Genomic DNA, 12,916 nt, shown 5'->3' with positions numbered 1-12,916 from the left:
TCCCTTCCCGAACTCAGAAGTGAAACCTCTTAGCGCTGATGGTAGTGTGGGGTTACCCATGTGAGAGTAAGTCATCGCCAGCATTTAATTCTAAAGCCTCCCAAACAGGGAGGCTTTTTTTATGCATGCAGTAATATAATTAGAATAGACTTTAACTTGAAAATTTGGCATCGTGATGTATGAAAAATCATACAAAGTAAAGGATATAAATCATGCCAACCGATCAGAGCTTTAAAACACCTGAAAACTTGGGTATTGCTGTATACGAAAACAATGCTGAAGCAATTGGCAATACACCATTAATACGTATTAATAGAATTATAAAAGGTGGAGCAACAGTTCTCGCAAAAATTGAAAGCCGTAATCCTGCATTTTCAGTAAAATGCCGTGTTGGGGCTGCTTTAGTAAAAGATGCTGAACAACGCGGTGTATTAAAAGAAGGTATGCATATTGTAGAGCCTACAAGTGGCAATACCGGTATTGCATTGGCTTTTGTAGCAGCTGCAAAAGGTTATCAAATTACTTTAACTATGCCTGCAAGTATGAGCTTAGAGCGACGTAAAGTATTAAAAGCATTAGGTGCAAACTTGGTACTTACAGAGCCAGCAAAAGGCATGAAAGGTGCTGTAGATGAAGCAGTACGTCTAGCGACTGAAGACCCTGAAAAATATTTTTTACCTCAACAGTTTGATAATCCTGCAAATCCCAAGATACACGAAGAAAAAACAGGCCCTGAAATTTGGCAGGCAACAGATGGAGATGTTGATATTCTCATTTCAGGTGTAGGTACAGGTGGTACCATTACAGGAATTTCGAGATACTTTGAGCAAGTTCAGAATAAGCCTTTATATTCTGTTGCTGTAGAACCAAGTGAATCACCAATTATTACACAAACTAAAGCAGGAGAAGCAATTACACCTGCGCCGCATAAAATTCAAGGAATTGGTGCTAACTTCATTCCTAAAAATTTAGATTTGGATTTAGTAGATGAAGTTTTACCTATAAGTAGTGAAGATGCAATTCAATGGGCACGTAAATGTGCAACTCAAGAAGGAATTTTAGTTGGGATCTCTTGTGGAGCAGCACTTGCAGCAGCTGAACAGGTTGCTTTAAGACCAGAGAATAAAGATAAAACGATTGTCGTGATTCTACCTGATAGTGGAGAACGCTATCTGTCTTCTGTTTTATTTGCTGAAGAAGATTAAAAATAGGGCAAGAGCCCTATTTTTATGGTTGAATTGCTGTAACAGTCATTTCAACTAAGACCTGCGGTGAATACATTTTTGCTTCAACACATGTACGTGCAGGTGGATTTTCAGGATCAATCCATGCATCCCATAATGTATTCATTGCTTGATAATCTTTTTCGATATCTTTTAAATAAATGGTTACAGACAAAATCTGACTCTTATTGCTTCCTGCATCTTCAAGAAAACGATCAATATTATCTAAAGTTTGTTGTGTTTGAGAGGTAATATCTTGTGAGATATCATCTGCGAGCTGTCCTGCTAAATGGATGAGATTTCCTGTAATTGCTGCTTCACAAAAGCGACTGGTTTTATGTAGGCGTGTAATACTCATCGTTTCTGATCATCACATAAAATTGTAGTTTTTCTACTCTAAATCAGCTTATATAAAAAATACAAGAGCACTTCGATGCTTACCATAAAGAAAGTTGAGAAATTGATGTATGCATTTCTAAATGATAAGTTGAAACACCAACGAGTCTGAATTGTGTATTTAGAGGAATATTCATTTCATGAATTAATAAAAGACTTGCTTGTCTAAGCTGATCTAGAGATTCAAAAGAATGAGAAAAGCTTTTACTGTGTTGTAATACATGAAAGTCACTTCTTTTAAATTTCAATGATATACCGTATGCAATCATTTCTTTCTGAGTTAGGCTTTGCCAAATTTGTTCACAGAGTTCATAAATATAAATCTGACATGTTTCTATTGTATAGTTCATATCAAATGTTTTTTCTTTTGAAATCTGTTGACGAATGCGTTCATTTTGCACAGGTCTTTCATCAATTCCTTGTGCATATAGATAAAGCTGCTTTCCATATTTTCCAAAATGATGCAATAAAATAGCTTCATCAATCTTTTGTATATCCCCGAGTGTATAGAGGTTTAGCTTCTCTAACTTTGCTTGAGTAACTTTACCAACTCCCGGGATTTTTTTTAAAGACAGTAAATGAAGAAAATCTTGAATCTTGTGGGGTTTAATAACACATAAACCATTTGGTTTATACCAGTCAGATGCAATTTTGGCGAGGAACTTATTTGGGGCAACACCTGCAGAGGCAGTGAGCTTTGTTTCCAAATAAATATCTCTTTGAATACATTGAGCAACCTCTGTTGCACTTGCAATATTTTTTAAATTTATTGTGACATCTAAATAAGCTTCATCTAATGAAATAGGTTCAATAATATTTGTATATCTTTGGAATATATGATGAATGTTTTTTGATACTTCTCTGTATTTTATGAAGTTTGGTTCAATAATGACTAGATTTGGACAGCGCTTTTTTGCCTGATGTAATGGCATTGCTGAGTGTAGCCCAAACTTTCGTGCTGTATATGAAGCTGTTGTGAGTACTGAGCGTGGATTATCAAATGCAATAGCGACAGGCTGATGAATAAGTTCAGGTCGATCACGTAATTCAACAGATGCAAAAAATGCATCCATATCAATATGAATAATCTTACGCATATATCACTGAATAGATTACTGCTATGGGAAGAAAATTATAACGATTTATGCATATAAAAAGCATTTAAATTTGAAAGTAGAATCATTCATAAGAGTGATAATAATATTTTATATATTATAGCCAAATGGCTAATAGTATTTTTTTAACCATATATTATATGGTGTAACGATATAAAAACACTTTCAATATATGCACATAGGGACAAAAAATGAATACATATAGCGTAGAAGAAAAACGTAGTCGTATTCGTGGAATTATTGGTGCAGCGTCAGGGAATTTAGTGGAGTGGTTCGATTTTTATATCTATGCGGTGTTTGCTGTATATTTTACGCATGCATTAACTGCACCTGATATGGCCGCTACAACCAAGTCAATTTATGTTTGGGGTGTTTTTGCTGCAAGTTTCTTTATGCGCCCAGTTGGTAGCTGGTTGTTTGGACGTATTGCCGATCGTCATGGTCGAAAAAAATCTATGATTATTTCCATATGTTTTATGGCATTAAGTTCATTTTTATTTGCACTTTTACCAACGTATGAACAAGTAGGTATTCTTGCACCTTTTTTATTATTGGTGGTGAGATTATTACAAGGGTTGTCTGTTGGTGGTGAGTATGGTGCTGTGGCAACGTATATGAGTGAAATTGGCTTAAAAGGGCAACGTGGTTTTTTCTCTTCATTTCAATATGTGACTTTGTCAGGGGGGCAGCTACTCGCGAGCCTACTTAGTGTCATTATGTTGGCATTTTTAACACATGCACAATTAGAAGCAGGGTGGTGGAGATTGCCTTTTGTACTCGGTGGATGTGCTGCACTGATTTCTTTAGTTGCGCGACGTGGTCTAGAGGAAACATTATCTACAGATGAAAGCCATAAAGAAGAGTCTGGCAGCTTGGTTGAACTGCTTAAAAAACATTGGAAAAGATTTTTATTGGTTGTTGGCTATACCTCTGCAGGGTCTTTGGCTTTTTATACAATTACTGTTTATTCAAAAACATACCTTACAAATAGTATAGGCATTCCAGATAAAATTGTTGGCTATATTATGACAGGAGCACTATTTGTATTTATGTTGGTACAGCCTATATTTGGCGCATGGGCAGATCGGATCGGTCGTCGTAATGCCATGCTTGCCTTTAGTGCTTTACTTGCTATCGCTATTTATCCAGTTATGGCTGTTGCGATGCCATATTTTTCGCATAATACCTTCGTTGTAACAGGCCTACTTATTTTAATGATGCTGTTACTCAGTTTTTATACTTCTATTAGTGGCTTGGTGAAAGCAGAAATGTTTCCTTCACATGTACGTGCACTTGGTGTTGGTTTTTCTTATGCTATGGGTAATGCTCTTTTTGGTGGATCAGCTCCGTCTGTCGCACTACAATTCAAAGCCAGTGGTTTAGAAAATACATTTTTCATTTACGTCATTTTAATGTTAATTATCTGCTTTTTCTGTAGTTTAGCAATTCCTAAGGAGCCTGAATATCTCGATCATCTTTAAGTTGCAAATGCGTAATAATCTGAAATAAGTACTAGCTTACATATTTTAGAGCATGCTAAATTAATCTTATAATTTAAACTGTCAAAGAAAAATAGCATGATTACGCTGCATCATTTAGAGCATTCACGTTCTTTTAGAATTATCTGGGCATTAGAGGAGCTTGGTGTAGATTATAAGATTAAATATTATGAGCGCACATCAAGTTTTCTTGCTCCAGATGCACTCAAACAAATTCACCCGTTAGGTAAAGCCCCTATTTTGACAGACCATGGCACTGCATTTGCAGAGTCGGGAGCAATACTTGAGTATTTGCAAATGACTTATGATGCATCAGGTGCTTTTAAACCAAAACAGCCTTCTGATCTACAGCATTATCTTTTTTGGTTACACTATGCAGAAGGTTCTCTGATGCCTTTATTGGTCTTTCGTTTAGTACTTGGACTTGCTGCACAGCGTGCACCGTTTATTATTCGTCCTGTTGCTCAGAAGTTCTCAAAAAGTATTAAAAAAGGATTTATTCAGCCTCGTTTGAGTGATCATGTTCAATATATTGAAAGTTATTTGGCTGATCATGACTATCTTGCCGGTGAGTTTTCTTTTGCCGATATTCAAATGAGTTTTCCATTAGATGTTCTTGCACGAAAACCTTCTTTAAATATTCCAAATATTAAGCGTTATTTAGAACGAATAGAGGAAAGAGATGGATATCGTATTGCAAGAGTCAAAGAAAAATTAGAGACAACTTAGCTAATGATTCTCGTAAGTGCTTGCTTAGCTGGAAATGCTGTTCGTTATAATGCAACAGATGCATTAAATAATACAATTAGGCAGTTAGTTTTAGAGAATAAGGCCAAAATTGTATGCCCTGAATTATTGGCAGGATTTTCTACGCCAAGACCACCTGCTGAAATTAAAGGTGGAGATGGCTATGATGTGCTTGCAGGACTTGCGAGAGTTATAGAAAAAACAGGAAATGATGTCACACAATTATATATTGATGGTGCTTGGAAAGCTCTGAATTTTGCACGAGAGCATTGCGTAACGCATGTTGTGTTAAAAGAAGTGAGTCCTTCTTGTGGGAGTAGCTATATTTATAATGGTCAGTTTAATGGAGAGACAAAAGTAGGGGTAGGTGTCACAACAGCCTTATTTCGCCAGTATGGTATTCAGGTGGTTTCTGAAAATTATCTGAGTTTGGATGGTCTATAACCATAATAAACATTAAACCGATCACTCATGTGACTTGCAGAACTAAATCCATATAAGTGTGCAATTTCAATGATGGTCTGTGTTGTATGATTGAGTGCATGATGTACTTTTTCTAAGCGACGTTGCATAACATATTGGTGAGGAGGTATTTGCATTGACTTTCGAAACATATGGGCAAAATGATGCTCGCTTAAATGGACTTGTTGGGCCAATTGGCTCAACGTAAGCGGCTGATCTAAATGTGCATCGATCCACTCCAAAATATATTTAAGTGCATAGGGAGATAGCCCACCTTTGACCTGAGGCGTTTGCCACTCAACATTACTGTAGTTTTTGACCATATGGGTTAAGAGTAATGATGCTGCCATACTCATTTCTAAATGGTTTTCTTGGTGTGCCCATGTCGGTTGAATGAGATAGTTTTGATATAAGAAGCTAACTTTTTCATCAAGCACAAATGCACTTTCATTAAGCTCAATGGCATTTGGCGACTTATCCCAAACTTGCTCTGCTACATGTTGTAGATGTTGCTGCGTATAGTAAAGATGAATAAAGGAAAGGTTACCTCGAATATCCCAAGTTGATTCAGAGTTTTGAGGCATTAAACAGAATTTATTAGGGCCGCCACCATTTTTCCAGCCATGTGCTGTTTTTTGATAAGTTTCATAACCATCTTTTACATAGAGACTAAGCGTATGATGGTTACTGCATACTTTTACACAGTCATGACTATTTTTCCAATGAGCAAGTTGGATGCCTGAACCAATCTCAACAGAGTTGACCAATTGAGTCTTAAAACGCTGTAATTGTTCTAAAATATCGTACCGCATAGCATCGTACTACATAAAATAGGAAAGAATTTTTGATGATGGTTTGATTATTTAATATAAGGGATCGAAGAATAAAAAGATAATAAATACACAAAAATATAGATATCTATCGCAAGAATATGGATTTAGAAAGTAAGTAATTTATAGAGAATATAAGTTTAATGGCTTGAGATAATAAGCATGAAGCTGAATTTGTTTTTATATGGATTTGTTGTACTTATATGGGGCACAACATGGCAAGCGATTACCTTACAGCAACGTAGTTTCATAGCTCCTGAAGTTGCTGTATTTTGGCGGTTTTTAATTGCGAGCTTACTTTTATTTATAGTACTTATTTTATTTAAGAAGTTAAAAAAAATACCTAAACAGGCGCACCTATTATGTTTACTTCAAGGTTGTTGTATTTTTGGCTTTAATTTTTTATGTTTTTACTATGCAGTCCACTATATTAATAGTGGTTTAGAAGCCATTATTTTCTCACTTGCAGTATTATTTAATGCAATAAATAGTCGAATTTTCTTTAAGCAGTCCATTTCACCAAGGTTTTATTTTTCGGCTCTTTTGGGTATAAGCGGCATTATTGCACTATTTTGGCATGATATTTACGGCACTCACTTTAAATCAGATGTGCTATTTGGAATCGTTTTATGCTTGATGGGAACATGTGGATTCTCTCTAGGAAATATGCTGAGTGTTCAGCATCAGAAACAGGGTAGAGATATTTTTACAACAACAGCATATGCCATGTTATATGGTGCAATGATCATGTTGTCTTTATGCCTAATTTTAGGAAAGAATTTACTACCTCAGGTACAAGTTATTTCACAGCTTTCAATTTTGTATTTGGCTATATTTGGTTCTGTTATTGGTTTCTGTACATATTTTATTTTAGTGGGGCGTATAGGGGCAAGTAATGCAGCATATAGCACTTTACTTTTTCCATTGGTGGCTTTAATTATTTCTACAATGATGGATGGTTATGTTTGGACAGTAAATGCAGTGTTTGGTATTGGCTTAATTTTATTGGGTAATGCTGTATTTTTTATAAAGTTTAAACGCTTAGCATGGTTTAAAAGTAAACAGGCAATCAATGGATGATTGCCTGTTCTCAGATGATTAGTTTTTGACAACGATAGAGTCAATACCACTATTTTGCAGAGTTTGCTGTGCTTGCACAGCATCTTGTTGTGTCTGATATGGCCCTGAAATCACGCGATACCATGTTTGTCCACCTTCAGTACTCGTAATTACATCTGCAGGCAATTTATTCATTAAAATTTCTGAACGTCTAGCATCTGCACTGTCTGGATCTTGAAAGCTTTTAACCTGTAAAATATACGAAACAGGTGCAGGATCATTGGTAGATATACCTGCACTTGCAACATCGGAAGCAGCCTGTGGTGCTTCAACAATAATACTGTTTGTCGTGGTTTGACGTGTTGGTACAGCTTGTTCTGGTATAGGTGTGACCTGTTGTTTTGGTAACTGGTCATAGAACCGATAGTCGTGGTTAGTTTCAGTATCTTTGCTCATGGTATTTTGAGAAACCTGTGGATGTTGCACAGGTGCCCAAGGTTTCCAAAGTGCAAAGGTAACCGCACCAAAAAATACGATAAGAATAATAATCGCTGTACCTAACCAAGTAGGGAGCAGCTTCGATTTAGATGGTTTGGGTTTTTTTGAAACACCACGTTGCACTTTACCAAACACGTTAAGATTCCTCTAACTTACATTGCTTCAGGTGCAGATACACCTAAAAGTGTTAAACCATTATGTAAAACTTTTTGTACATTGGCAGAAAGAAGAAGACGTGCTTGTGTTAGATTTGCATCATCGTTCAGTACTTTGTGTTCGTTGTACCAAGCATGGAATAGAGCAGCAAGCTCTTTTAAATAGTTACCAACTTGATGTGGTTCGTATGCAGTTGCAGCACGTGAAACAACATCAGGATACGCGGCAAGTTTCGCTAAAATTGCTGTTTCTGCTTCGAGTGTTAAATGTTCTGCAAAAGGACGAGCATCTACAGTGTTAAATATAATACCAACATCTTTTGCTTTTTCTTGCATACGGCAAATACGTGCGTGTGCATATTGAATATAGTAAATCGCATTATCTTTACTTTGTGATACTGCTAGGTCTAAGTCAAAGTCGATATGTTGTTCACTTTTACGCATGACATAATAAAAGCGTGCAGCATCATTACCCACTTCTTTACGTAAGTCGCGTAATGTCACAAATTGACCTGAACGAGAAGACATTTGTAGCATTTCGCCACCACGCCATAAACTTACAAACTGTACAAGCAATACAGTCAGTTTTGATGAGTCATAACCTAAAGCATCAATTGCTGCTTTCACACGTGCAATATAACCGTGGTGATCTGAACCCCAAATATTTAATAGGTGAGTGTAGCCACGCTGTAATTTGTTTAAATGGTACGCGATGTCTGAAGCGAAATAAGTCGCTTGGCCATTACGACGTTTTACAACGCGATCTTTTTCATCGCTAAATTCAGTCGACTTAAACCAGATGTTTCCATCTTTTTCGTATAAGAAACCACGTTGTTCAAGGGTTTCTAATGCTTCTTCAATCTTATCTGCAAGTGTTGCTTCGCTGAACCATTGATTAAACGTAACACCAAATTCACCTAAGTCATCTTTAATATCTTCTAAGATGGCATCGAGTGCTGCTTGATGGAAAATACGGTAGTTTGGCCCAAGGAGGTTTTGTGCATTGGCAATTAAGCCATCAATATGTTTTTCTTTATCGCCAGATAAAACAACTTTGTTGCCGTCTTTATCGAGTTCTTCTGCATATTGAACATCTTCTGGAACATCTTTATATACGTCTGCAACAGGGAAGTCGTACTCTGTACCATCTTGGTTGATAATGCTTTGCGCAATCTCTTTAACGTAGTCGCCTTGATACGCATTTTTTGGGAAAACAAGGGCCTGGCCATTGAGTTCTAAATAGCGTAAGTATGTTGATGTTGCAAGGATATCCATTTGACGGCCTGCATCATTGACATAGTATTCACGGTCTACAGTTGCACCTGTTGCTTCAAGTAGGTTTGCAACAGTCATACCATATGCTGCACCACGACCATGACCCACGTGTAGGCTAGACGTTGGGTTTGCTGAAACAAACTCTACTTGTACGCGTTGGTCTGCATTGTGTGTGGTGCGACCAAAGTTTTCTTGTTGTTGTTGAATTTGATCTAATACAGCATAGCGCTCGTCTGCATTTAAGAAGAAGTTAATAAAACCAGGGCCTGCAATTTCAGCTTTACTAATTTCCGAAACTTGCGGTAACGCAGCCAATATTTTCTCTGCAAGATCTCGAGGTTTCATACCTGCAGCTTTCGAGCCAACCATTGCAATATTTGATGCAAAGTCCCCATGGCTTCGGTCTTTGGTACGTGTTAGATGGCTTGCATTCTTCCAGTCTGCAGGGAGAATTTCTTGTGCAATAAGAGTTTGCACTGCATGGTCTAAAGCTGCTTGTATGGCCGTATTCATATCAATAGAAAAACTGTTGCATAAAAACGGTAAATATATCAAATTTCGGCTTCTTTAGGGAATGTTTCGTATATTTTGACAAATTGACAACGCATATAAAAAGGTTTATTGTTATGTTATAAAGTAACACTAATGTAATCGTATTCAGGTACTCACTATGAGAAATATTCACCCTAAATATCAGCAAGTCCTTTTCCATGACACAAATGCTGATGCTTACTTCATTATTGGTTCGACATTACAGCCAAAACAAACAAAAGTTTATGAAGGAAAAGAATATCCATACATGACTTTAGATATTTCAAGCGCTTCTCATCCGTTTTATACAGGTGAAGTACGTCAAGCAAGTAATGAAGGTCGTGTTGCGAACTTTAACCGTAAGTTTGGTCGTTTTGCGAAGAAAAAAGCATAAAGTACACGCCGTTAGATGATCTCTCCATTTCTGCCCTTAAATAGAATGAGCCTTTGTTATTTAAGGGTATTTTTTATAAAATAACTCATCAGCCATAAATAAACATATCCATTTCTAAAAAAAACAATTAAGCTTAGAGCAAGATATGATCGCATACTGTTTATACAGTTATGGCAAAGATGAGAGAGCGTATGAATTCTGATTTACCCCCAAAACGTCCACTTTATATTCCTTATGCAGGTAATACACTATTAGAGCTTCCTTTATTAAATAAAGGTTCGGCATTTAGTGAAGATGAAAGAACACGATTTAATTTGCATGGTTTAATTCCAAATGTAATTGAAACGATTGAAGAGCAAAGTCAGCGTTCATACCAACAATACAGTGCCTTCAATAGCGATATTAATAAACATATCTATTTAAGAAATATTCAAGATACCAACGAAACCTTATTTTTTAGACTCATTGAAGATCACTTATCTGAGATGATGCCAATTATTTATACGCCGACTGTAGGTGAAGCATGTCAGCGTTTTTCTGATATTTATCGCCGTCATCGTGGTGTATTTATTTCTTATCCTGACCGTGATCATATTGATGACATTTTACAAAATGTGAATCGTAAGAATGTCAAAGTGATTGTCATTACAGATGGTGAGCGAATTCTTGGTTTGGGCGACCAAGGTATTGGTGGTATGGGTATTCCAATTGGTAAGCTGTCTTTATATACCGCATGTGGCGGTATTAGTCCTGCATATACATTACCAATTACAATTGATGTTGGGACAAATAGCCAACAGTTACTCAATGACCCAATTTATATGGGATGGCGTCAACCACGTATTACAGGTGATGAGTATTACGAATTTGTCGACCATATTATTCGTGGAATTCGCCGTCGTTGGCCAAAAGCATTGATTCAATTTGAAGACTTTGCACAAAAGAACGCTTTACCTTTATTAAATAAGTACCGTGATAAAATTTGTTGTTTTAATGATGATATTCAAGGTACAGCAGCCGTATCTGTGGGTAGCCTGATTGCAGCAAGTCGTGCTGCAGGTAAAGCACTCAAAGATCAAAAAATTGCATTCCTTGGCGCAGGTTCAGCAGGTTGTGGTATTGCAGAGCAGATTGTTGCACAAATGGTTGCAGAAGGTTTAACAGACGAAGCAGCACGTGAGCGTATCTTTATGGTTGATCGCTTTGGTCTGATTACAGATAATCAGCCAAATGTTCTAGACTTCCAAAAGAAACTTGCACAAAAAGCAGCAGTTGTAGAATCTTGGGACACGACAGATATTATTTCTTTACTAGATGTCGTTAAAAATGCGAAACCAACGGTTCTGATTGGTGTATCAGGTCAACCGGGATTATTTACGGAAGAAATTATTCGTACAATGAACGCACACTGTGAGCGCCCGATTGTTTTACCACTGTCCAATCCAACATCACGTGCAGAAGCTGTGCCTGCTGATATTGTTCAATGGACTGAAGGTAAAGCATTAATTGCAACGGGTAGCCCATTTGCACCTGTGAACTACCAAGGAAAATTGCATAATATTGCACAGTGTAATAACTCGTATATTTTCCCAGGTATTGGTTTAGGGATTATTGCATCAGGTGCAACACGTGTAACAGATAGTATGCTGATGGCTTCAAGTACAGCATTAGCAGATTGTTCGCCGTTATTGCATGACACGCAAGGCGATTTATTACCAGATGTAAATGATATTAAAGCGGTATCTAAAGTAATTGCTTTTGAAGTGGCTAAAGCTGCAATTGCAGCAGGTGTTGCGCCAGAAATTTCAGATGAACTATTACAAAAGAACATTCAAGATAATTTTTGGACACCTGAATACCGTCAATATAAGCGTGTACCATTCTAAAATTGAATTTCTAGTAAAAAGCACGTGTAAATCACGTGCTTTTTTATTTTCTTTAATTTCTTTGCAATATACTTTTAATCATTAGAAAGTCGACTAGAATATATCAAACAGTAACCTGATGATTGGCACTTCATTGACAAAACGTTTGGGCATTTTTCTGTGCCTTTGCGCATGGAGTCTACAGCTTAATTTCTTTTTACAGCCTGTTTTGCAATCTGCAAATCATTTACAAGGTGCACTTTGTGAAGAGCTTAGAGTTGATTTTCCTCATAAGGATATTGTTCATCAATCTCATGTAAATCGAGTACATGCTCCTCATCAAAAGCATACACTACATGTGATATGTTTATTTTGCCTGCTTTATAGTCATACTTTACTCTGGTTTCCTCATGTTGATGTAGAACATGTAAAGTGGCTAAGTTTATTCTTTATTTTTTACCTTTTTCGATTGAAGAACCCTGATATTCGGATAAGAAAGTATTGTTTACCTTTGAGCCAAGCACCGCCAATAATTATTCATTTATAAAATAAACATTTAAATTAATTGATAGGATATTGAAATGACAACAAATGTAAAAAGTTCAGGTAAGAAAGGTTGGCTCGGTGTAATTATTGCAACTGTATGCGGTATTTTATTCTTAGGTTTTTTATTTTTGTCGATGCAACACGATACACGCAATGTAAATGAGTATGCAAAGACTTGGTCGGGTGATGGTCAGTCGGCGAGTGAACCAATGGATATGGATCATATGTCGATGCAACATGATCATAAGATGTCAGATATGAAAAACGACAAGCAATAATTTAGGTTAAATAAAACAGGCGATTAAATCGCCTGTTTTTTGT

At 36.7% G+C, this 12,916-nt stretch carries 13 protein-coding genes and 1 rRNA gene; 9 read left to right on the top strand and 5 right to left on the bottom strand.

The features are described 5' to 3' along the window. A 5S ribosomal RNA gene (rrf, locus tag P256_RS13560) occupies window positions 1-83 on the top strand; the annotation flags it as partial. Window positions 84-212: 129 nt separating this feature from the next. Further along, complete coding sequence (cysK, locus tag P256_RS10315; protein WP_023273625.1) at window positions 213-1,205, top strand: cysteine synthase A; 993 nt, start codon at window positions 213-215, stop codon at window positions 1,203-1,205. 22 nt (window positions 1,206-1,227) lie between these two features. On the opposite strand, the gene P256_RS10310 is transcribed toward cysK, so the two are convergent. Both P256_RS10310 and dinB read right to left on the bottom strand, forming a co-directional pair. Beyond that, window positions 1,228-1,581 (bottom strand): RidA family protein, encoded by a 354-nt coding sequence (locus tag P256_RS10310; protein WP_023273624.1) that lies wholly within the window; start codon window positions 1,579-1,581, stop codon window positions 1,228-1,230. A gap of 79 nt (window positions 1,582-1,660) precedes the next feature. Continuing rightward, a complete protein-coding gene (dinB, locus tag P256_RS10305) occupies window positions 1,661-2,716 on the bottom strand; it encodes a DNA polymerase IV (RefSeq protein ID WP_023273623.1) in 1,056 nt (351 codons plus the stop codon). A 209-nt stretch (window positions 2,717-2,925) separates the two neighbouring features. On the opposite strand from dinB, the gene P256_RS10300 reads away from it, so the two are divergent. From P256_RS10300 to P256_RS10290, 3 genes are all read left to right on the top strand, one after another. Further along, the gene (locus tag P256_RS10300) at window positions 2,926-4,215 is read left to right on the top strand and encodes an MFS transporter (RefSeq protein WP_023273622.1); all 1,290 of its coding nucleotides are present in this window, start codon (window positions 2,926-2,928) and stop codon (window positions 4,213-4,215) included. A gap of 96 nt (window positions 4,216-4,311) precedes the next feature. Next, window positions 4,312-4,962: a glutathione S-transferase gene (locus P256_RS10295; RefSeq protein ID WP_023273621.1), complete on the top strand. Its 651-nt coding sequence runs from the start codon at window positions 4,312-4,314 to the stop codon at window positions 4,960-4,962. A 3-nt stretch (window positions 4,963-4,965) separates the two neighbouring features. Further along, entirely contained in the window at window positions 4,966-5,424 is a 459-nt protein-coding gene (locus tag P256_RS10290) for a 2-thiouracil desulfurase family protein (RefSeq protein ID WP_023273620.1), read from the top strand. Here the strand turns inward: P256_RS10290 and P256_RS10285 are convergent. Next, window positions 5,400-6,254 (bottom strand): helix-turn-helix domain-containing protein, encoded by an 855-nt coding sequence (locus P256_RS10285; RefSeq protein ID WP_023273619.1) that lies wholly within the window; start codon window positions 6,252-6,254, stop codon window positions 5,400-5,402. The genes P256_RS10290 and P256_RS10285 overlap by 25 nt on opposite strands. A 186-nt stretch (window positions 6,255-6,440) precedes the next feature. Here P256_RS10285 and P256_RS10280 point away from each other — a divergent pair, with 186 nt between their 5' ends. Further along, window positions 6,441-7,352 carry a DMT family transporter gene (locus P256_RS10280; RefSeq protein WP_040332155.1) on the top strand — a complete coding sequence of 304 codons (912 nt, stop codon included), beginning with the start codon at window positions 6,441-6,443 and terminating at the stop codon, window positions 7,350-7,352. Between the two features lie 18 nt (window positions 7,353-7,370). On the opposite strand, the gene P256_RS10275 is transcribed toward P256_RS10280, so the two are convergent. Further along, complete coding sequence (locus P256_RS10275) at window positions 7,371-7,964, bottom strand: SPOR domain-containing protein (RefSeq protein ID WP_023273617.1); 594 nt, start codon at window positions 7,962-7,964, stop codon at window positions 7,371-7,373. 17 nt (window positions 7,965-7,981) lie between these two features. Beyond that, window positions 7,982-9,772 carry an arginine--tRNA ligase gene (argS, locus tag P256_RS10270; protein WP_023273616.1) on the bottom strand — a complete coding sequence of 597 codons (1,791 nt, stop codon included), beginning with the start codon at window positions 9,770-9,772 and terminating at the stop codon, window positions 7,982-7,984. 157 nt (window positions 9,773-9,929) lie between these two features. On the opposite strand from argS, the gene P256_RS10265 reads away from it, so the two are divergent. The 3 genes from P256_RS10265 (at window position 9,930) to P256_RS10250 (ending at window position 12,873) form a co-directional block, all read left to right on the top strand. Beyond that, entirely contained in the window at window positions 9,930-10,184 is a 255-nt protein-coding gene (locus P256_RS10265) for a type B 50S ribosomal protein L31 (protein WP_023273615.1), read from the top strand. A 191-nt stretch (window positions 10,185-10,375) separates the two neighbouring features. Beyond that, complete coding sequence (locus P256_RS10260) at window positions 10,376-12,070, top strand: NAD-dependent malic enzyme (protein ID WP_023273614.1); 1,695 nt, start codon at window positions 10,376-10,378, stop codon at window positions 12,068-12,070. 560 nt (window positions 12,071-12,630) lie between these two features. Beyond that, on the top strand, window positions 12,631-12,873 hold the full coding sequence (locus tag P256_RS10250; RefSeq protein ID WP_023273612.1) for a hypothetical protein: 243 nt from the start codon (window positions 12,631-12,633) through the stop codon (window positions 12,871-12,873). The last annotated feature ends 43 nt before the right edge of the window (window positions 12,874-12,916 follow it).

It is taken from the genome of Acinetobacter nectaris CIP 110549 (assembly GCF_000488215.1).
GTDB lineage: Bacteria > Pseudomonadota > Gammaproteobacteria > Pseudomonadales > Moraxellaceae > Acinetobacter > Acinetobacter nectaris.
Note: the sequence above shows the minus strand (reverse complement) of the source record. Positions and strands in the feature narration are given on the sequence as shown.

What these genes read in the sequence shown, in the direction of transcription:
- P256_RS10310 (WP_023273624.1), bottom strand. Translation starts at nt 1,581, where the DNA reads ATGAGTATTACACGCCTACATAAAACCAGTCGCTTTTGTGAAGCAGCA.
- argS (WP_023273616.1), bottom strand. Translation starts at nt 9,772, where the DNA reads ATGAATACGGCCATACAAGCAGCTTTAGACCATGCAGTGCAAACTCTT.
- dinB (WP_023273623.1), bottom strand. Translation starts at nt 2,716, where the DNA reads ATGCGTAAGATTATTCATATTGATATGGATGCATTTTTTGCATCTGTT.
- P256_RS10260 (WP_023273614.1), top strand. Translation starts at nt 10,376, where the DNA reads ATGAATTCTGATTTACCCCCAAAACGTCCACTTTATATTCCTTATGCA.
- cysK (WP_023273625.1), top strand. Translation starts at nt 213, where the DNA reads ATGCCAACCGATCAGAGCTTTAAAACACCTGAAAACTTGGGTATTGCT.
- P256_RS10290 (WP_023273620.1), top strand. Translation starts at nt 4,966, where the DNA reads ATGATTCTCGTAAGTGCTTGCTTAGCTGGAAATGCTGTTCGTTATAAT.
- P256_RS10295 (WP_023273621.1), top strand. Translation starts at nt 4,312, where the DNA reads ATGATTACGCTGCATCATTTAGAGCATTCACGTTCTTTTAGAATTATC.
- P256_RS10250 (WP_023273612.1), top strand. Translation starts at nt 12,631, where the DNA reads ATGACAACAAATGTAAAAAGTTCAGGTAAGAAAGGTTGGCTCGGTGTA.
- P256_RS10265 (WP_023273615.1), top strand. Translation starts at nt 9,930, where the DNA reads ATGAGAAATATTCACCCTAAATATCAGCAAGTCCTTTTCCATGACACA.
- P256_RS10285 (WP_023273619.1), bottom strand. Translation starts at nt 6,254, where the DNA reads ATGCGGTACGATATTTTAGAACAATTACAGCGTTTTAAGACTCAATTG.
- P256_RS10300 (WP_023273622.1), top strand. Translation starts at nt 2,926, where the DNA reads ATGAATACATATAGCGTAGAAGAAAAACGTAGTCGTATTCGTGGAATT.